20 protein-coding genes are annotated in these 16,720 nt (G+C 69.3%); 5 read left to right on the top strand and 15 right to left on the bottom strand.

Translation table 11 applies throughout. From position 1 onward, the window contains the following. Nucleotides 1-10: 10 nt before the first annotated feature. From ACS5PN_RS10120 to ACS5PN_RS10075, 10 genes are all read right to left on the bottom strand, one after another. Nucleotides 11-388 carry a hypothetical protein gene (locus tag ACS5PN_RS10120; protein WP_439463830.1) on the bottom strand — a complete coding sequence of 126 codons (378 nt, stop codon included), beginning with the start codon at nucleotides 386-388 and terminating at the stop codon, nucleotides 11-13. 67 nt (nucleotides 389-455) lie between these two features. After that, nucleotides 456-962 (bottom strand): VOC family protein, encoded by a 507-nt coding sequence (locus tag ACS5PN_RS10115; protein WP_439463829.1) that lies wholly within the window; start codon nucleotides 960-962, stop codon nucleotides 456-458. Nucleotides 963-1,010: 48 nt separating this feature from the next. Then, nucleotides 1,011-1,442 carry a hypothetical protein gene (locus ACS5PN_RS10110; protein ID WP_439463828.1) on the bottom strand — a complete coding sequence of 144 codons (432 nt, stop codon included), beginning with the start codon at nucleotides 1,440-1,442 and terminating at the stop codon, nucleotides 1,011-1,013. Nucleotides 1,443-1,470: 28 nt separating this feature from the next. Next, nucleotides 1,471-2,850 carry a sensor histidine kinase gene (locus ACS5PN_RS10105; protein ID WP_439463827.1) on the bottom strand — a complete coding sequence of 460 codons (1,380 nt, stop codon included), beginning with the start codon at nucleotides 2,848-2,850 and terminating at the stop codon, nucleotides 1,471-1,473. Then, nucleotides 2,847-3,503, bottom strand: coding sequence for a response regulator (locus tag ACS5PN_RS10100; protein WP_439463826.1), 657 nt, complete (start codon nucleotides 3,501-3,503; stop codon nucleotides 2,847-2,849). Before ACS5PN_RS10100 ends, ACS5PN_RS10105 begins: the two co-directional genes overlap by 4 nt. After that, entirely contained in the window at nucleotides 3,504-4,064 is a 561-nt protein-coding gene (locus ACS5PN_RS10095; RefSeq protein ID WP_439463825.1) for an outer membrane beta-barrel protein, read from the bottom strand. Between the two features lie 64 nt (nucleotides 4,065-4,128). Next, nucleotides 4,129-5,493, bottom strand: coding sequence for a DNA repair protein RadA (gene radA / locus ACS5PN_RS10090; RefSeq protein WP_439463824.1), 1,365 nt, complete (start codon nucleotides 5,491-5,493; stop codon nucleotides 4,129-4,131). Between the two features lie 10 nt (nucleotides 5,494-5,503). After that, nucleotides 5,504-6,034, bottom strand: a complete 531-nt coding sequence (locus ACS5PN_RS10085; protein ID WP_439463823.1) for a hypothetical protein — start codon at nucleotides 6,032-6,034, stop codon at nucleotides 5,504-5,506. A 24-nt stretch (nucleotides 6,035-6,058) separates the two neighbouring features. Next, nucleotides 6,059-7,222 (bottom strand): MFS transporter, encoded by a 1,164-nt coding sequence (locus ACS5PN_RS10080; protein WP_439463822.1) that lies wholly within the window; start codon nucleotides 7,220-7,222, stop codon nucleotides 6,059-6,061. An 8-nt stretch (nucleotides 7,223-7,230) separates the two neighbouring features. Continuing rightward, the gene (locus tag ACS5PN_RS10075; RefSeq protein WP_439463821.1) at nucleotides 7,231-8,034 is read right to left on the bottom strand and encodes a substrate-binding periplasmic protein; all 804 of its coding nucleotides are present in this window, start codon (nucleotides 8,032-8,034) and stop codon (nucleotides 7,231-7,233) included. Between the two features lie 110 nt (nucleotides 8,035-8,144). Between ACS5PN_RS10075 and ACS5PN_RS10070 the strand changes: the two genes are divergently transcribed. Then, entirely contained in the window at nucleotides 8,145-8,777 is a 633-nt protein-coding gene (locus ACS5PN_RS10070) for a LysE family transporter (RefSeq protein WP_439463820.1), read from the top strand. Further along, entirely contained in the window at nucleotides 8,777-9,679 is a 903-nt protein-coding gene (locus tag ACS5PN_RS10065; protein ID WP_439463819.1) for a DMT family transporter, read from the top strand. Before ACS5PN_RS10070 ends, ACS5PN_RS10065 begins: the two co-directional genes overlap by 1 nt. Here ACS5PN_RS10065 and ACS5PN_RS10060 read toward each other — a convergent pair. Together ACS5PN_RS10060 and ACS5PN_RS10055 are read right to left on the bottom strand one after the other, a co-directional pair. After that, a complete protein-coding gene (locus ACS5PN_RS10060; RefSeq protein WP_439463818.1) occupies nucleotides 9,676-10,308 on the bottom strand; it encodes an FMN-dependent NADH-azoreductase in 633 nt (210 codons plus the stop codon). The genes ACS5PN_RS10065 and ACS5PN_RS10060 overlap by 4 nt on opposite strands. 1 nt (nucleotide 10,309) lies before the next feature. Then, nucleotides 10,310-10,609, bottom strand: coding sequence for a DMT family transporter (locus tag ACS5PN_RS10055; RefSeq protein ID WP_439463817.1), 300 nt, complete (start codon nucleotides 10,607-10,609; stop codon nucleotides 10,310-10,312). 107 nt (nucleotides 10,610-10,716) lie between these two features. Here ACS5PN_RS10055 and ACS5PN_RS10050 point away from each other — a divergent pair, with 107 nt between their 5' ends. Then, the gene (locus ACS5PN_RS10050; RefSeq protein WP_439463816.1) at nucleotides 10,717-11,085 is read left to right on the top strand and encodes a winged helix-turn-helix transcriptional regulator; all 369 of its coding nucleotides are present in this window, start codon (nucleotides 10,717-10,719) and stop codon (nucleotides 11,083-11,085) included. Here ACS5PN_RS10050 and ACS5PN_RS10045 read toward each other — a convergent pair. Further along, nucleotides 11,082-11,705 (bottom strand): TetR/AcrR family transcriptional regulator C-terminal domain-containing protein, encoded by a 624-nt coding sequence (locus ACS5PN_RS10045; RefSeq protein ID WP_439463815.1) that lies wholly within the window; start codon nucleotides 11,703-11,705, stop codon nucleotides 11,082-11,084. The genes ACS5PN_RS10050 and ACS5PN_RS10045 overlap by 4 nt on opposite strands. Nucleotides 11,706-11,765: 60 nt before the next feature. On the opposite strand from ACS5PN_RS10045, the gene tet reads away from it, so the two are divergent. After that, the gene (tet, locus tag ACS5PN_RS10040) at nucleotides 11,766-12,941 is read left to right on the top strand and encodes a Tet(A)/Tet(B)/Tet(C) family tetracycline efflux MFS transporter (protein WP_439463814.1); all 1,176 of its coding nucleotides are present in this window, start codon (nucleotides 11,766-11,768) and stop codon (nucleotides 12,939-12,941) included. A gap of 63 nt (nucleotides 12,942-13,004) precedes the next feature. Next, nucleotides 13,005-15,170, top strand: a complete 2,166-nt coding sequence (locus ACS5PN_RS10035; protein WP_439463813.1) for a prolyl oligopeptidase family serine peptidase — start codon at nucleotides 13,005-13,007, stop codon at nucleotides 15,168-15,170. Here the strand turns inward: ACS5PN_RS10035 and arfB are convergent. Together arfB and alr are read right to left on the bottom strand one after the other, a co-directional pair. Beyond that, on the bottom strand, nucleotides 15,164-15,574 hold the full coding sequence (gene arfB / locus ACS5PN_RS10030; RefSeq protein WP_439463812.1) for an alternative ribosome rescue aminoacyl-tRNA hydrolase ArfB: 411 nt from the start codon (nucleotides 15,572-15,574) through the stop codon (nucleotides 15,164-15,166). The genes ACS5PN_RS10035 and arfB overlap by 7 nt on opposite strands. Then, nucleotides 15,567-16,667, bottom strand: a complete 1,101-nt coding sequence (alr, locus tag ACS5PN_RS10025) for an alanine racemase (protein ID WP_439463811.1) — start codon at nucleotides 16,665-16,667, stop codon at nucleotides 15,567-15,569. Before alr ends, arfB begins: the two co-directional genes overlap by 8 nt. Between the last annotated feature and the right edge of the window lie 53 nt (nucleotides 16,668-16,720).

Genomic DNA, 16,720 nt, shown 5'->3' with positions numbered 1-16,720 from the left:
ACCGGTGATTTTACGAAGAGCCGCTGCTTCGGATCAGCCGCCACTCGGCGAGCTTGCCTTTCTTCAGCACCACCTCGACCGCATCGCCGCCGCCGTCGCGCCAGACAAAGGTCTCCGGCGCCTGCTTGACGCCGAGGCTGCCGGCCAGCTTGATCAGGTCGACCAGCTTCATGCCGGCGTGCAGCTTGCTGTTGAGCATGACGGCGTTGGCCACCGAGCCCAGCGGCGCGGCGCCGGCCATCTTCATGACCCGCATCAATCGCGAGATCTGCAGCAGCAGCCAGAAGATGATGCCCGTCGTTGCGAAGATGACGCCCTGCCAGCCGAGCAGGGCGCCGCCCGCGATCAAGGCCAGCAGCGCCAGCCCAACGCCAATCCACGGGTTCATGCCTGCAGATCCTGGCTGGGGAAATTGAGAAGTGCGCTCATGGCGCACATGCTAGGGCCTGTTAGCCCTACAGCCGTGTCACTTCCACGCTGTCGGCCGAGCGCTGCGTCGGGCCGTGGTAAACAGCCTCGATGTTGTTGCCGTCGGGGTCCAGCACGAAGGCAGCGTAGTAGCCCGGGTGGTAGTGGCGAGGGCCTGGCCCCCCATGGTCGCGGCCGCCGGCGGACAGCGTCATTGCGTGGAAGCGCCTCACCTCGTCTTCGCTGCGCGCCTGGAAGGCCAGGTGCACATGCGACACCCGGCCCTCGGCCTTGTCGACATAGAACTCGTCGGCGAAAAAGCAGCCCTCGGCTTCACCGAAGGCCTCGAGCCTGCCGATGGCCTCCAGCGCAGCGCGGTAGAAGCGCCGGCTCGCCGCCAGGTCGCTCACGCGCAGATGCACGTGGTCGAGCAGGCGGCCGCAGTGGTCCATGTCGATGTCAGTAAGTCGCGCCGGACTTTGCGGGCCGAGCGCCGGGCCGCTCCCTAGCCGGCCCGCGCTGGCGATGGGCTTGCGGCTCAATGCTGCAAGCATCGCCGTCCCCTCGGGGGACCGGCCAAGGTACTCCTTGGACGAGGGGCTTCATTTCGTGACCTTGAGCAGTACGCAGCGCACCCACTGACCCGACTCGAGCGCGTCCTTGTGGCCGTTCAGGAATTGCTCGGCCGTGGAGTTGCGGGCCGTGAAGCACATGCCGTGCAGGATGCCCATGCGCGGCACGGGGCGTGACCATTTGCGCTCGACGACGCCGTTGAACCAGGAGACCTGCTCGTCCTCGTCATCCACGTCGGCGCGGCCCAGCAGCAGCACGACCTCGTACTTGTCCTCGGTCAGCGGCTCGGCGGCGCTGGTCAGCACCTGCAGGCCGCCGTCGCTCATGTTCAGCACCAGGCCGGCCGGGCCCTGGCTGAACTGCACTGGCTTGAAAACCCATCCCGGCAGGGAGTCGGCGTCGTGCTGGGCGGCCAGGAAATCGGTGCGGGCGTGCTGCCTGAGATTGGCGGGATCGGTCATAGAGGCTCCTCCGGTGCAAGACCCAATCCTAAGCAGTCTTTGGCAGGGCGAGCACGAAGGCAATCCCGCGGCCCCCCAATCCTGTTTCGATGCGTACCTGGCCGCCCAGGCGTGCTGCCGCCTGCCGCACGATGGCCAGGCCCAGGCCGCTGCCGCTCACCTGCTGGCCCGGCGCCCGCCAGAAGCGGTCGAAGGCACGCTCGCGCCATTCCTGCGGCAGCCCCGGGCCGTCGTCGGCGACGCGCAACTCCAGGCCGCCGGTCGCCGCCTGCAGCCCGACCTCGATGCGACCACCCGCCGGCACATAGCGCAGCGCGTTGTCCAGCAGGTTGTGCAGCACCGACTGCCAGGCCGCCAGCGGCAGCGAAGCCTGCAGCGACTCGGGCGCGTCCAGCGACAGCTCCAGGCCGCGCGCCGCGGCCGTATCGTTGGCCGAGGCCAGGGCCTGCTCCAGCAGCGGCACCAGGTCGACCCGCTGGCTGGGCGCCGGGCCGGTCTCTTCGTCCAGCACGGCCAGGTCCAGCAACTGCTGGCTCAAATGCGATGCGCGTTGCAGCATCTGCACCATGGCGGCCTCGGCCCGTGCGCGTGCCTCGGGCGCATCCGAGCGGGCCAGCACATGGGCCTGGGTCGTCACGGCGGCCAGCGGTGTGCGCAGCTCGTGCGCGGCCTCCTGCACAAAGCGGCGCTCGCCCTCCCGCTTGCGACGCAGCTGGGCCAGCAGGGCTTCGAAAGCCTCGGCCAGCGGACGCAGCTCACGGTGGGGCGGCTGCACGCCCAGCGGGCTCAAGTCCTGGGGCACACGGGCGGCCAGGGCGCGGGCCAGGCGGCGCAGCGGCGACAGGCCGGTCCACAGCGCGATGCCGACGGGCAGCATGACCAGGGGCAGGGCCAGCACCAGCTTGTCGAGGATGTCGTCGGTCAGCCGCCACAGCAGCGGCGCCAGCGGCTCGACCGGCTCGGCAATGACCAGCTGCCAGGGCCCGGCAGGCTTGATGACAACCCAGTGCGAGACGCCGTGCACCGTCTGCTGGGTGACAGGCTCGGGCCCGGCGGCGAAGGCGTCCGATGCATCGGCCGGATAAGCGGCGCGCACCGCGCCCGAGGTATCGCGCAGCTGGTGGATGACGGGGCCGGGCGACTGGCCGGTGCGGGACCGCCAGCGCTCGTTGATGCGGGCCAGCGAGGTCATCAGCCGCGCCGCATCGGCCGCGTCGGACAGGGCGGCGAACTCGGGCGCCTGCAACTCGGCCCGGTTGCGGATGGCTAGGTCCTGCACATAGGACTGGCGAGTCTCGAGGTAGTCGTGCAGCAGCAGCACCAGCAGCACGAGGACGAAGGCAATCAGCAGGGCGCCCGCGGTGCGGCGCATCAGGCTGGGCTCGCGCAGCCAGACCGTGAGCTTCATGCGATCAAGGCGTAGCCCACGCCCCGTGTCGTGCGAATGCGCTCGGCGCCGATCTTCTTGCGCAGATTGAAGACATGCATCTCGATGGCCGCCGCGTTCAGCGGCTCGCCCAGGGGCTCCAGCTTCTGCGCGATCTGGCTCTTGGGCACGACCTTGCCGGCCGAGCGCGCCAGTTCCAGCAGCAGCTGGAACTCGCGGCGCGACAGGTCCAGGGCCGTACCCGCGAGCTCGGCCGTGCGGGCGGCCGGGCGGATGCACAGCTCGCCCAGGGTCCAGACCTCGCTGGCCTGGGTAGCACTGCGCCGCAGCACGGCGCGCAGGCGCGAGACCAGCTCCTCGGTGGCGAAGGGCTTGACCAGATAGTCGTCGGCGCCGGCGTCCAGCCCGGCCAGGCGGTCCTGCAGGGCGCCCTGGGCCGTGATGATGAGGATGGGCAGGCGGCTGTCCTGGCGGCGCCAGCGCGCCAGCAGGTCCAGGCCGCTGCCGTCGGGCAGGCCCAGGTCCAGCAGCACCGCGTCGGCCAGGGGCTGATCGAGACGCGGCGGCGCATCGGCGGCACGCCGCCACCACTCGACGCTGAAGCCGTGCAGCTGCATGGCCTCGAGCAGGGCGCGGCCCAGGTCCAGGTCGTCTTCGATCAGCAGCAGATGCATCTAAAACTGGTAGCGGACGGTAGTGGAGATGCCGTGGGTGACCGATCCGCCCTTCTCGCGGTTCATGCCCAGGTGCTCCCAGGCCAGGCCCAGGTGCCAGTGGTCGGCGAGTGTCGTCTCGACGCCGATGCTGCCGCACAGGGCCGTCGTCGAGCCCTTGGTCGCCCGCGAGGCCGCTTCGCCGGTGCCGGTCAGGCTGCTCTGGTTGCGGGCCAGGCCCAGGCGGCCGACCAGGGCCCAGCGCTCGCCGAGGGCAAAGCGGCCGCGGCCGGCCAGCAGCCAGCTGTGGCCATGGGCCGTCAGCTCGCCGTCCTGGCTGCCGAGGCGGTAGCGGTTGCCAGGGGCGCCGTGGCTGGCATAGCCGGTCTCGACGGCCCAGTGCTCGTCGAACTCATAGCCCAGGCGCACCAGGGGTGACAGCACATGGCCCTTGGCCGAGCCGTCGTGGGTGGCGCCGGGCACGGTCAGGTCGTAGCGGCGCGCGAGGCTGCCGACTTCGGCATAAAGGCCTTCGGCTTGTGCGGCGGAGGAGATCAAGAGCAGGGAGAGCAGGAGTCGCATGAACGGCCCGGTGAAGTGATGACCGGGTCATTCTTGAAAAGCCAAGCTTTGGCTTTCCCAAATTTCAGTTCAGGCCGCGCAGCACCTCGATGGCCTGCTCGACGCGTTCGACGGCATGGATGGTCAGGCCCTCGATGGCCTTCTTGGGCGCATTGGCCTTGGGCACGACGGCGACACTGAAGCCCAGCTTGGCGGCTTCCTTCAGCCTTTCCTGGCCGCGCGGCGCGGGCCGCACCTCGCCGGCGAGCCCGATCTCGCCGAAGGCGATGAAGCCCTTGGGCAAGGCCCGACCCCGCAGCGAACTCTGGATGGCCAGCAGCACGGCCAGGTCGGCGGCCGGCTCGCTGATGCGCACGCCGCCCACCGCGTTGACGAAGACGTCCTGGTCGCCCGTGGCCACGCCGGCATGCCGGTGCAGCACGGCCAGCAGCATGGCCAGGCGGTCGCGGTCCAGGCCGACCGACAGCCGCCGCGGGCTGACGCCGCCGCTGTCTACCAGGGCCTGCAGCTCCACCAGCAGGGGCCGCGTGCCCTCCAGCGTGACCAGCACGCAGCTACCCGGCACCGGCTCGGCGTGGGTGGACAAAAAGATGGCGCTGGGGTTGGCCACGCCCTTGAGGCCCTTCTCCGTCATCGCGAACACGCCGATCTCGTTGACGGCGCCAAAGCGGTTCTTGATGGCGCGCACGAGGCGGAAGCTGCTGTGCGTGTCGCCCTCGAAATACAGCACCGTGTCGACGATGTGCTCCAGCACCCGCGGGCCGGCCAGGGCGCCTTCCTTGGTCACATGGCCCACCAGCACGATGGAGCAGCCGCGCGCCTTGGCCGTGCGCGTCAGCTGGGCCGCGCATTCACGCACCTGGGCCACCGAGCCGGGCGCCGAGGTCAGCTGCTCGGAGTACAGGGTCTGGATGGAGTCGATGACGCAGAAGTCCGGCTCTTCGGCCTCGATGGTGGCGAGGATCTTCTCCAGGCCGATCTCGGCCAGCACACGCACCTTGTCGCCGGCCAGGCCGAGGCGGCGCGAGCGCATGGCGACCTGGGCGCCGCTTTCCTCGCCGGTCACGTACAGCACCTTGACGGTCTGGCTCAGCGACTCGACGGCCTGCAGCAGCAGCGTCGACTTGCCGATGCCCGGGTCGCCGCCGATCAGCACGACGCCGCCGGCGACGATGCCGCCGCCCAGTACGCGGTCCAGTTCCTCCTGGCCGGTGGGCGTGCGGTCGTAGTCGCTGGCTTCGATCTCGGACAGCGTCGCCACCGGCTGGCTCTTGGCCAGGGACTGGTAGCGGTTCTTGGCGCCGCCGCTGGGCTCGGCGGTGCCTTCCACCAGCGTGTTCCAGGCGCCGCAGTGCGGGCATTTGCCCAGCCATTTGGCGTTGGTGCCGCCGCATTCGGTACAGGTGTAGATGCTTTTGCTTGTGGCCATCAGCGCATTGTCAACTGGGCTCTCCAGCGTCCCGACGTCGCTGCCTCGTGATCAAGGCGCCAAACGTCAGCCCCGATAGGCCGTGAAGGGCCATATAGATGAACATCCGGTCCGCATAGGGCCCGTGATCGAAATCTTCCTCGGTGGGCGAGAACCGATAGTCCACCGGGTTCGCCATGATGTGGCCGATGGGCCAGGCGCAAGCCGCGGCGATGGCAAAGAAGCCGAGCGCGTTGCGCAACCCCAGGCGATAGGCCAAGGCCATCGCCGAGCCCGCCAGGCCCAGCGAACGGGCGAATTCAGCGAAGTCAAACCAACCCGACGCCCACCACGGTGAGGGGATGTGATCCGCGCGCCAGGGCGCATCGAGCCAGAGCGTGGCCGCAGCGGTACCCAGGAGGCAGGCGAGGATCAGCGACCTGAGTGGCGGGCGATGCCTGGCTTTGCGAGGGCTCAAATGCACATAAGCAGCGGCTGACATCCAGCCCAGGGCCAAAGGAAGCGCGGCCACAGTGATCAGCAAGGGGATGAAGGAGTCCATGGGTTTGCCAGGTGTTGGACCGAGTCAGGAGGGACGGACCCAGAGGGCCAGGATCAGCGCCGCAGCGAGGGCGCAGGTGGCCGAGAAGCCGAACGCCACGGTCGCCGACAGGCCTTCCCAAAGCCCGCCGAACAGCAGCGAGGCCGGCAGCAGCATCGCGCCCATGGTCAGGTTCAGCCAGCCGAAGGCCGTGCCGCGTTGCTCGGGCGGGGCCAGGTCGGCCAGCAGCGCACGTTCCACGCCTTCGGTGGCGGCCATGAAGATGCCGTAAAGGCCGAACAGCAGATACAGGCGCCAGCCTGGCTCGGCCCAGACGGCCATGCCTGCGTAGAAGGCGGCGTAGGCGATATAGCCCGCCACCAGCAGGCGCACGCGGCCAACGCGGTCAGACAGCCCGCCCAGCGGCACGGCGAACAGCGCCGCCACGCCCGACACGGCCGCCCAGAGCAGCGGCACTTGAGCCTCGGCCACGCCCAGTTCCCTGGCGCGCAGCAGCAAAAACATATTGCTGGAATTGCCCAGCGTGAACAGCGCGACGACGACGAGATATCGGCGCAGCGGCGCGGGCAGGTCGCGCAGGGTCCAGCTGAAGCGAGGCGGCGCGGCGGCCGGTGGGGGCGCCTCCTTCACCGCCAGCGTCAGGGCCAGGCAGAGCAGGCCCGGAATGATGGCCCACAGGAAGACCCGGCCCAGAGGCACACCGGCGCTGAGCAGGGCCCAGGCCAGCAGCGGGCCGATGACGGCGCCGGCGTTGTCCATGGCGCGGTGCAGGCCGAAGGCCAGGCCGCGCTGGCCGGCACCGATATTGGCGGCCAGCAGGGCGTCGCGCGGTGCGGCGCGTACGGCCTTGGCGATGCGGTCGGCCAGGCGCAGGGCCAGCAGCATCGGCCAGCCGGCCACGAAGGCGATCAGCGGCCGCGCCAGGCCGGCCAGGCCGTAACCGGCGACGACCCAGGGTTTGCTGCGACCGCTGCGGTCCACCATCACGCCGGCCCACAGCTTGAGCAGGCTGGCCAGCGCCTCGGCCACGCCTTCGACGAGGCCGAGCACCCGCGGTCCGGCCATCAGCACACCGCTCAGATACAGCGGCACGAGGGGGTAGACCAGCTCGCTGGCGCTGTCGTTGACCAGGCTGATCAGGCCCAGCAGCCAAACGCTGCGCGGCAGGGCGAAGAGGGCGCGCAGCATCGAGGGGGCTAGTCGATGACGATGCTCTGCCGGCTGACCCGGTAGCGCAGGTAGTAGTGCTGGTTGTAGATGGCGGCCAGCGTGCCGTCCTCGCGCATCTCGCGCATGGCCTGTTCCAGCCGCGGCAGTTGCGCCAGCAGTGGCGAGGCCTTGGCGACGGCGATGGAGCGCGGCGTCGGGTCGGGCACGCGCAGCGGCGCCAACTCGATGTCGCGGCGCAGGCCGAGTTGCTCGATCAGCACCAGGGCCTGGTCTTCGGGCAGCAGCACGACGTCCACGCGGCCCAGCATCAGCTTGCGCAGCGAGGCCTCGTTGTTGGGGGCGGGGTCCTTGGCGAGGCGGCTGTCTTCGTCGAAGCGGTCGAAGTATTCGCTGCCCTGCTTGATGCCGATGCGCAGGCCGAGCAGGTCGTCGTAGCGGCCGATGCGCCGGGCCTGGCCGGCCCGCGTCAGGAAGACACGGTCACTGGTGTTGCGGCGATAGGGCGTCGCGAGGTATTGCAGATAGCGCAGCCGCTCCGGCGACTGCTGCACGCCGATGACGAGGTCGGCCTCGCCGCCTTCCAGCATCTTCAGGCAGCGCTTGAGCGGGCAGTCGACGATGGCCAGGGGCCGGTCCAGGCGCCTCGCCAGCTCGCGCACGATCTCGGTGTAGGCGCCGCCGTGTTCATTGCCCTGCCGGGTCTTCCAGGGCTCCAGTTCGCTGAAGGCGAGGCGCAGCGCCGGGGCCTGGGCCCAGGCGCAGCAGGTCGCCAGCGCGAAAGCGGCGGCGACGACGCGAGGGAGCCAGGCGGACAGTGGGCGTGCAGGCATGGACGCTTGCAGTCTAGGCCGCCATGCCCTGACTTCCGATGCCCGATTGCGCTGCGTGCTAAAACCTTCGGCCCGCGGCGCGCCCTGATGCCGCGGCTTGGAGGTAGTTCATGGAGTTCTCGGTCTGGTTGGCTTTTTTCGCGGCGTCCTGGGCCATCAGCCTGTCGCCCGGCGCGGGCGCGGTGGCGGCCATGAGCGCCGGCCTGAGCCACGGCTTCAAGCGCGGCTATTTCATGACCTTCGGCCTCATCCTGGGCATCCTGACCCAGGTCATCTTGGTCAGCGCCGGCCTCGGCGCGCTGATCGCGGCCTCGTCGCTGGGCTTTGCCCTCGTCAAATGGGCCGGCGTGGCCTACCTCGTCTACCTGGGCGTGCAGCAATGGCGAGCGCCGGCCAAGCCACTGGTCGCGGCCGATGACGGCTCGGCCGCCCAGGTCACGCGCCGCCAGCTGGTGCTGCGCGGCTGGGGCATCAATGCCGTGAATCCCAAGGGCACGGTCTTCCTGCTGGCCGTGGTGCCGCAGTTCCTGGACCTGCATGCCGCGCTGGCGCCGCAATACCTGGTCATCGGCTCGACGCTGGCCTTCACCGACCTCGTCGTCATGGCCGGCTACACGGCCCTGGCCGCGCGCGTGCTGGCGGCCCTGAAGAGCGAGAGCCACATCAAGACGCTGAACCGCGTCTTCGGCTCCCTCTTCATTGCGGCCGGCGCCCTGCTCGCGACCTTCAAGCGCGCGGCCTGATGACGGCAGGAGACAAGTCCGGCCGACTGCCCACCTGGTTCCTCTTCCTGGCCCCGGTGCTGATCTGGGCCAGCACCTGGCACGTCATCCTCTACCAGCTGGCCTCGCCCGTGCCGGCCCTGACCTCGGTGGGCTGGCGCTTCGCCATCGCTGCGCTGATGCTGGCGGCTTTGGCGGCGTGGAAGGGCACGTCCCTGAAGCTGCCCCGCTATGCGCACGGCTATGCGCTCGGTACCGGCGTCATCCAGTACGCAGGCAACTACTGGGCGGTGTACGAGGCCGAGCGCCTGGTGCCCAGCGGCCTCGTCGCGGTGCTGTTCTGCCTGATGGTGTTCATGAACGCCCTCGTGGCCTGGCTGCTGTGGCGCCAGCCGGTCAGCCGGCGCTTCCTGGTCGCCTCCAGCGGCGCCGTGCTGGGCGTGGCGCTGATCTTCTGGCCTGAGATCGCCTCCACCGGCGCGCGGCCGCAGGCGGCCCTCGGCCTGGGGCTGAGCTTCTTTGCCGTCGTCGTGGCCGTCATTGGTGGCTTCTTCACGCTGGTGCTGCTGCGCCGCGGCCAGCCGCTGCTGCCGGTGCTGGCCTGGAGCATGGGCTATGGTGCGGCCTTCCTGCTGTTGATGTCGGTGGTGATGGGCCACGGCTTGCCATTTGATGGCGCCTGGAGCTATGTCGGCAGCCTGGTCTATCTGGCCGCCTTCGGCTCGGTCATCGCCTTCACGCTGTACTACAAGCTCGCCGAGCGCCGCGGGCCGGCGCAGGCGGCCCTGGTGGGCGTGCTGGTGCCGGTCATCGCCCTGGTCGTGTCGGCCGCGCTGGAGGGCTGGCAGGCCACGCCGCTGGCGGTCGGCGGCATGGCGCTCTGCCTGGTCAGCCTGTTCGTGGCAACCCGGCCGCAGCGCTAGAGGCCGTCGGCAGCCGCCTCGGCCTGGGCGCGTGCCGACTGCTTCAGCGCTGCCAGCGAGGCCGGGTCGGTCAGCGTCGGCGCGACGACGATTTCCCGGGCCACCTCGATGCCGACGAAGCGCAACCAGGCGCGCATCGCCGCCTTCTGGGTCTCCAGATGGTCCTGGGCCGAGCGCCCATCGACGCCGTAGTTGCTGGCGCTGCTGTAGACCAGCACGGCGCGCTTGCCGGACAGCAGCGGCCGGTAGCCGGTGTCGCGTGACCAAGCCCAGTTCTGGCCCGGCAGGGTGATGACGTCGATGTAGTGCTTGAGCCGATAGGGCAGGCCCAGGTTCCACATCGGCAGGTTGAGGATGTAGTGATCTGCCGCGTTGAAGGCCTCGGCCAGGGCCACGGCGCGGGCCCAGTGGCGGCGCTGCTGGTCGGTGGCCTGCTGGCTGCGCAGCACGGCGAACTTGGCCGCGATCATGTCGGCGTCGAAGGCCGGCAGGTCGAGCTGCCAGACGTCGGCCAGGTTGATCTCGGCATCGGGGTGGCGCTGGCGGTAGCGGGCGACGAAGGCGTCCGCGATCTCGCGCGAGTGCGAAGGGATGCTTGGCGAAGCCTGGATGTGAAGCAGCTTGTTCATGTCAGACCTCCAGCCAGCGCAGGCCGGCGATGCCGGCGACGATGAGGGCCATGCAGGCGAGCCGCGCCGGCGAGGCGCTGTCGCCATGCACCAGCACGCCCAGCAGCGCGACGCCGACGGCGCCGATGCCGGTCCAGACGGCATAGGCGGTGCCGGTCGGCAGGCTCTTGATGGCCTGCGTCAGCAGCACGATGGACGCCAGCGCGGCGAGCAGGCCGATCGCACCGGGCAGCGGGCGACTCCAGCCGTTCGACGCCTTCAACGCCGCGGCCATGACGATCTCGACCAGCCCTGCACTCACCAAAATAACCAAGCCATGAGGCCTCTCCAAGTTGCGATGGAATCACTGTGGAGATGCAGGCGCAGAATGAGAAGTACGCACCTTTTGGTAACCAGGAAATCCAGACCATGGCCGACACGCCTTCCGGCAATGTGCTGAGCGCCAGCTGCCCTTCGCGCGCGGCGCTGGAGGTGGTGGGCAGCAAATGGGCGCTGCTCATCGTGCCGCTGCTGGCCCAGCAGCCGCTGCGCAACAACGAGCTGCTGCGCCAGGTGGGCGGCATCTCCCAGAAGATGCTGACCCAGACGCTGCGCGAGCTGGAGCGCCATGGCCTGGTGCAGCGCATCGATCACCAGAGCGTGCCGCCTCATGTCGAATACCGGCTGACCGGCCTGGGTCAGTCGCTCAGCGAGGCCCTGGTCGTCATCGATCGCTGGGCCGAAAGCAACTTCGCGGCCGTCGCCTCGGCGCGCATGGCCTTCGATCGCCGGCGCTAGGGCCGAGCCCCATCGATCAGCAGGCGCAGCGCGCGATCGAACACCGCATCGGCATCGCCGCGCACGTTGGCGAGCCAACCGGCGGCCAGCAGCGGGTACTGGGATGCGTCGGGACCATCCAGCGTGGACGAGGGCGGCGCGTCGACGGCCTGCGCCGACTGCTCCTCCAGCACCCAGCCGACGACGAATCGCCCCACCGACATCATCAGCAGCGTGGCCGGCCCGGGCTCGAAGCCGGCGGCGCACAGGCGCTGCAGGCGCAGCTCGATGGAGCCGCGCTGGGCCTCGCCGGGCCGCGTGCCGGCATGCAGGCGGGCGCCGTCGCGGTAGGCCAGCAGCGCATGGCGGAAGCTGCGGCCGTCTTCCATCAGCCAGTCCTGCCAGGCCTCGTCGGGCCCCGGCGTGGCGATGGCGCGGCTCTCCTGCATGACGGCGGCCGACATCGCGTCCAGCAAGGCCGCCTTGCTCTTGAAATGCCAGTACAGCGTCGGCGACTGCACGCCCAGGCGCTCGGCCAGCTTGCGCGTGCTCAGGGCGTCGATGCCGACCTCGTTCAGCAGTTCCAGGGCGGCGCGCAGCACATCGTCGCGGTTGAGTCGGGCGGGGCGGTCGGAAGTCATCTCTAGCAATGATAGAGAACTTCATGCACAATGCTCTCTATCAACGATAGAGATGTATTGATGAATCGAGCCTTGACCGTCATCCTGATGACGCTGCTGCTGGACGCCGTGGGCATGAGCCTGGTGTTCCCCATCCTGCCCGGCCTGCTGCGGGAGCTGGCCGGCGCCGACGCCACCACCTACCACTACGGTGCCCTGCTGGCGGTCTATGCCGGCATGCAGTTCCTGTTCTCGCCGGTGCTGGGGGCGCTCAGCGACCGCTTCGGCCGCCGGCCGGTGCTGCTGGCGTCGCTGGCCGGCGCCGCCGCCGACTATGTGCTGATGGCCCTGGCGCCCAACCTCGCCTGGCTCTATGTCGGCCGCGTGCTGTCGGGCATCACCGGCGCCAGCATGGCCGTGGGCACGGCCTACATCACCGACGTGACGCCCGAGGCCGACCGCGCCAAGCGCTTTGGCCAGATGGGCGCGGCCATGGGCCTGGGCTTTGTCGTCGGGCCGCTGATCGGCGGTGGCCTGGGCGAGTGGTCGCTGCGTGCGCCTTTCGTCGCGGCGGCCGTCATGAATGCGCTGAATCTGGCGATGGCCTGGTTTGCCCTGCCTGAATCCAACCAGAACCGCACGACGAAGCTGGACGCATCCAAGTTCAATGCCTTCTCGGCCCTGCATCGCCTGGAGGGCAAGACGGCCCTGCTGCCGCTGGTGGGCGTGTTCGCCGTCGTGGCCCTGGTGTCGCAGGTGCCAGGCTCGCTGTGGATCCTCTACGGCCAGGACCGCTATGCCTGGACGGCCTGGGTGGCCGGCCTGTCCCTGGCCTGCTATGGCGGCCTGCATGCCGTCTCGCAGGCCTTCGTGACCGGGCCCATGGTCGAGAAGCTGGGCGAGAAACGCGCCCTGCTGGCCGGCATGGCGGCCGACGGCCTGGGCTTTGTCGGCATGGGCGTGGCGGTCGCGGGCTGGATGCCGTTTGCGCTGCTGCCGCTGTTTGCCATCGGTGGCCTGGCCTTGCCGGCCTTGCAGGCCATGTTGGCCCGCCAGGTGGACGAGCAGCGCCAGGGCGAACTGCAAGGCACCCTGGCCAGCCTGACCAGCCTGATCGGCATTGGCGGGCCGCTGGTGGTCACGGCCGGTTTCGCGGCGACGCAAGGCAGCTGGCCGGGCTGCGTCTGGATCATTGCCGCGGCTGTCTATCTGCTGGCCCTGCCCCTGCTGTACAGCCGGCGCGCCCGCACGGCTTAACAAACCGCCACGTTCCTCCGGCTGGGAAGCGCTACCCTGCGCCGTCCTCAAAAGGGAGAACACATGCCCATTGCGTTGAAGCGCCTCTGCGGCGCCTTTGCCCTCGCCAGTGCCGCGCTGCTGGCCCATGCCGCCGACAAGGGTGCGCCGCCGACCGCGGTCAAGCCGGTCACCGACAGCTACGGTGAGCTCAAGGTCAGCGACCCCTACCGCTGGCTGGAGAAGACCGGCGACCCCCAGGTCAAGCAGTGGAGCGCCGCCCAGGACAAGCGCACCCGCGGCTATTTCGCCAAGCTGCCGGCGCGCCAGCCCATGTTCGACTGGCTGATGAAGCAGGCCTCGGCCAGCTCCAGCGCCTATTACGGCCTGCATGCCACGCCGGGCCAGTTGTTCGCCCTGTACAACCAGCCGCCCAGGCAGCAACCCATGCTGGCCGTGATGGGCCAGGACGCCGACCCGTCCAAGGCCCGCATCGTGCTGGATCCCAACACGCTGAACCCCAAGGGCACGACGGCCATCGACTGGTTCGTGCCCTCGCCGACGGGCAAGCTGGTGGCGGTGTCGATGTCGGAGAACGGCAGCGAGGACGGCTCACTGCATATCGTCGACGTGGCCACCGGCAAGGATGTCGACAAGCTCATTCCGAATGTGCAGTACCCCACCGGCGGCGGCAGCCTGGCCTGGCGTGAGGACGGCACGGGCTTCTGGTACACGCGCTATCCCGGTGCGAACGAGCCGGCCGAGCGCCAGCACTTCTACCAGCAGATCTGGTACCACCGCGTCGGCGACGACCCGGCCCAGGACGTCTATGTGCTGGGCAAGGACTTCCCGCGCGTCGCCGAGATCGCGCTGGATGCCCGACCCGGCGCGCCCGGCGTCATCGCGTCGGTGGCCAATGGCGACGGCGGCGAGTTCGCCCATTACCTGATCGCCAAGGACGGCAGCGCGAAGCAGATCACGCGCTTCGAGGACAAGATCGTCGCCGCGGCCCTGGGGCCGGACGCGCTCTACCTGATCTCCCGCCAGGGCGCACCGCGCGGCAAGCTGCTCAAGCTGGGCCTGGACGATCTGACGTTAGCCAAGGCCCAGACCATCGTGCCCGAGTCCGAAGCGGCCCTGGAGCCCGGCGGCGAGTTGGGCGCCGGCAACATCACCATCACCAAGAACGCCATCTATCTGCGCGAGATCGTCGGCGGCCCGTCGCGCGTCGCCATCTACGGCCTGGACGGCAAGCCGCGGGGCCAGTTGCAGCTGCCCGAGGTGGCGACGGTGGACGAGTTGGCGGTCATGGACGACGGCAGCCTGCTGGTCGCGGTGAAGACCTATCTCGAGCCGCCGCAGTTCATCCGCGTCGACACCGACAGCGGCCGCAGCAAGCCCACGGCCCTGCGCCAGACCAGCCCGGTGTCCTTCGGCGACGTCGAGGTGGTGCGCGAATTCGCGACCAGCAAGGACGGCACGCGCGTGCCGCTCAACATCGTGCGCAAGAAGGGCTTCAAAGCGGATGGCAGCGCGCCGCTGCTGCTCAATGGCTATGGCGGCTACAACGTCAGCCAGGTGCCGCGCTTCCTGGGTGCGGCCACGCGGATGTGGCTGGACGCCGGCGGCGTCTACGTCATCGCCAATCTGCGCGGTGGTGGCGAGTTCGGCGAGACCTGGCACACGCAAGGCGCGCTGACGAACAAGCAGAACGTCTTCGACGACTTCGCCGCCTCGGCGCAATACCTGGTCGACCAGGGCTACACGTCCAAGGCGCGCATGGCGGCGATTGGCGGCAGCAACGGCGGCCTGCTGATGGGGGCGGTCTTCACCCAGCACCCGGAGCTGTTCCGCGCCGTCGTGTCCATGGTCGGAATCTACGACATGCTGCGCGTCGAGCTCGACCCCAACGGCGCCTTCAACGTCACCGAGTTCGGCACGGTCAAGAACCCCGAGCAGCTCAAGGCCCTGTACGCATACTCGCCTTACCACCACGTGCAGGATGGCGCCAACTATCCCGCCATCTTCATGGGCACCGGCGAGACCGATGGCCGCGTGAATCCCATGCACTCGCGCAAGATGATTGCCCGGCTGCAGGCCGCCGCCGGCTCGGGCCGGCCGGTGTTCCTCAGCATCAACGCCCATGCCGGCCACGGCATCGGCAGCTCGCTGTCCATCCGCGTCAACCAGACGGCGGACATCTACAGCTTTTTGTTCGACCAGCTCGGGATGAAGTACCCGGGTCAGTAGTCAGATTTGCTGCGCCGACCGGCCTTCACATCGCTGCGTTTGGACTTGCCCTCCAGCCGCCGCTGCTGCGAGCCATAGGTCGGCTTGGTGGCCCGCCGCGCCTTGGGCACATGGGCGGCGGCCTGCACCAGTTCGATGAGGCGGGCGACGGCGTCGGCGCGGTTGCGCTCCAGGCTGCGCGAGTCCTGGGCCTTGATGACGACGACGCCTTCCGCCGTGATGCGCTGGTCGGCCCAGTTGAGCAGCCGCGCCTTCACGGCCTCGGGCAGGCTGGAGGCGCGGATGTCGAAGCGCAGATGGACGGCGTTGCTGACCTTGTTGACGTTCTGGCCGCCCGGGCCGCTGGCGCGGATGGCGTCGAACTCGAGTTCGTCCGGGCGCGGCTGCCAGTTGAGTTCAGGCATTCCTGACCGGCACGCGCGGCGTGATGGCGCACATCAGCTCATAGCCGATGGTGCCGGCCGACTGCGCGACCTCGTCAATGGGCAGGCGCGATCCGTGCGGGCCTTCGCCCCACAGCGTCACCTCGCTGCCAAAGCCGCTGGCGGGCAGATCGGACAGGTCCGCCGCGATCATGTCCATGGACACGCGGCCGAGCGTGCGGGTGCGCTTGCCGTCGATCAGGATGGGCGTGCCGGTGGGCGCATGGCGCGGATAGCCGTCGGCATAGCCGCAGGCGACGATGCCGGCCCGCGTGACCTTGTCGGCCGTGAAGGCGCTGCCGTAGCCGATGGTGTCGCCGGGCTGCATCTGTTGCACGGCTATGACCTTGGAGCGCAGCGTCATCGCGGGCTTCAGGTCCCAGTAGGCGGCGTCGTGTTCGGGGAAGTCGGGCACGCCGCCATAGCTCATGATGCCGGCGCGCACCCAGTCGGCGGCCGTGCGGCCGGGGTGGCGCAGCGTTGCGGCGCTGTTGGCAATCGTGCGCTCACCGGCCAGGCCTTCGGTGACGGCCTCGAAGGCGGCCAGCTGGTGGGCGATGCCGTCGACACCTTGCCGCAAGCTGTCGGCGTCCGAGAAATGCGTCATCAGGCCGATCTCGTCGACCTGGGGCAGTGCCTCCAGGCGGGCATAGGCGGCGCGGAAGGCAGCGGGCGTGAAACCGAGGCGGTTCATGCCCGAGTTGAGCTTGAGGAAGACGCGGTGCGGCTCGTGCGTCTTGTGCATGGCCAGCCAGTCGATCTGCTCCTCGCAGTGCACCGAGTGCCAGAGCTTCAGCCGTGAGCACAGCTCCAGGTCGCGCGGCTCGAAAACACCTTCCAGCAGCAGGATGGGGCCGCGCCAGTCCAGGGCGCGCAGGCGCTCGGCCTCGGCCAGGTCCAGTAGCGCGAAGCCGTCGGCGGCGCGCAAGCCTTCAAAGGCGCGCTCGATGCCATGACCATAGGCATTGGCCTTCACGACGGCCCAGACTCGGGCATTGGGAGCTTGCGCTCGAGCGCGGCCCAGGTTGTGAGCGAGCGCTTCGGCGTGGATCAGGCATTCGATGGGACGTGGCATGCCGGCATTTTGGCCCTTGCAGCGACCTGATTCGGCACAAACTAGGGGCGTGC

Origin of the sequence: Roseateles sp. NT4 (genome assembly GCF_051857475.1) — a bacterium.
Lineage (GTDB): Bacteria > Pseudomonadota > Gammaproteobacteria > Burkholderiales > Burkholderiaceae_C > Pelomonas.
The sequence above is the reverse complement of the archived record's forward strand: the minus strand, read 5'-3'. Positions and strand labels throughout refer to the sequence as shown.

What these genes read in the sequence shown, in the direction of transcription:
- radA (WP_439463824.1), bottom strand. Translation starts at nt 5,493, where the DNA reads ATGGCCACAAGCAAAAGCATCTACACCTGTACCGAATGCGGCGGCACC.
- ACS5PN_RS10045 (WP_439463815.1), bottom strand. Translation starts at nt 11,705, where the DNA reads ATGACTTCCGACCGCCCCGCCCGACTCAACCGCGACGATGTGCTGCGC.
- arfB (WP_439463812.1), bottom strand. Translation starts at nt 15,574, where the DNA reads ATGCCTGAACTCAACTGGCAGCCGCGCCCGGACGAACTCGAGTTCGAC.
- ACS5PN_RS10105 (WP_439463827.1), bottom strand. Translation starts at nt 2,850, where the DNA reads ATGAAGCTCACGGTCTGGCTGCGCGAGCCCAGCCTGATGCGCCGCACC.
- ACS5PN_RS10085 (WP_439463823.1), bottom strand. Translation starts at nt 6,034, where the DNA reads ATGGACTCCTTCATCCCCTTGCTGATCACTGTGGCCGCGCTTCCTTTG.
- ACS5PN_RS10120 (WP_439463830.1), bottom strand. Translation starts at nt 388, where the DNA reads ATGAACCCGTGGATTGGCGTTGGGCTGGCGCTGCTGGCCTTGATCGCG.
- ACS5PN_RS10065 (WP_439463819.1), top strand. Translation starts at nt 8,777, where the DNA reads ATGACGGCAGGAGACAAGTCCGGCCGACTGCCCACCTGGTTCCTCTTC.
- ACS5PN_RS10035 (WP_439463813.1), top strand. Translation starts at nt 13,005, where the DNA reads ATGCCCATTGCGTTGAAGCGCCTCTGCGGCGCCTTTGCCCTCGCCAGT.
- tet (WP_439463814.1), top strand. Translation starts at nt 11,766, where the DNA reads ATGAATCGAGCCTTGACCGTCATCCTGATGACGCTGCTGCTGGACGCC.
- alr (WP_439463811.1), bottom strand. Translation starts at nt 16,667, where the DNA reads ATGCCACGTCCCATCGAATGCCTGATCCACGCCGAAGCGCTCGCTCAC.
- ACS5PN_RS10080 (WP_439463822.1), bottom strand. Translation starts at nt 7,222, where the DNA reads ATGCTGCGCGCCCTCTTCGCCCTGCCGCGCAGCGTTTGGCTGCTGGGC.
- ACS5PN_RS10115 (WP_439463829.1), bottom strand. Translation starts at nt 962, where the DNA reads ATGCTTGCAGCATTGAGCCGCAAGCCCATCGCCAGCGCGGGCCGGCTA.
- ACS5PN_RS10075 (WP_439463821.1), bottom strand. Translation starts at nt 8,034, where the DNA reads ATGCCTGCACGCCCACTGTCCGCCTGGCTCCCTCGCGTCGTCGCCGCC.
- ACS5PN_RS10060 (WP_439463818.1), bottom strand. Translation starts at nt 10,308, where the DNA reads ATGAACAAGCTGCTTCACATCCAGGCTTCGCCAAGCATCCCTTCGCAC.
- ACS5PN_RS10100 (WP_439463826.1), bottom strand. Translation starts at nt 3,503, where the DNA reads ATGCATCTGCTGCTGATCGAAGACGACCTGGACCTGGGCCGCGCCCTG.
- ACS5PN_RS10070 (WP_439463820.1), top strand. Translation starts at nt 8,145, where the DNA reads ATGGAGTTCTCGGTCTGGTTGGCTTTTTTCGCGGCGTCCTGGGCCATC.
- ACS5PN_RS10095 (WP_439463825.1), bottom strand. Translation starts at nt 4,064, where the DNA reads ATGCGACTCCTGCTCTCCCTGCTCTTGATCTCCTCCGCCGCACAAGCC.
- ACS5PN_RS10110 (WP_439463828.1), bottom strand. Translation starts at nt 1,442, where the DNA reads ATGACCGATCCCGCCAATCTCAGGCAGCACGCCCGCACCGATTTCCTG.
- ACS5PN_RS10050 (WP_439463816.1), top strand. Translation starts at nt 10,717, where the DNA reads ATGGCCGACACGCCTTCCGGCAATGTGCTGAGCGCCAGCTGCCCTTCG.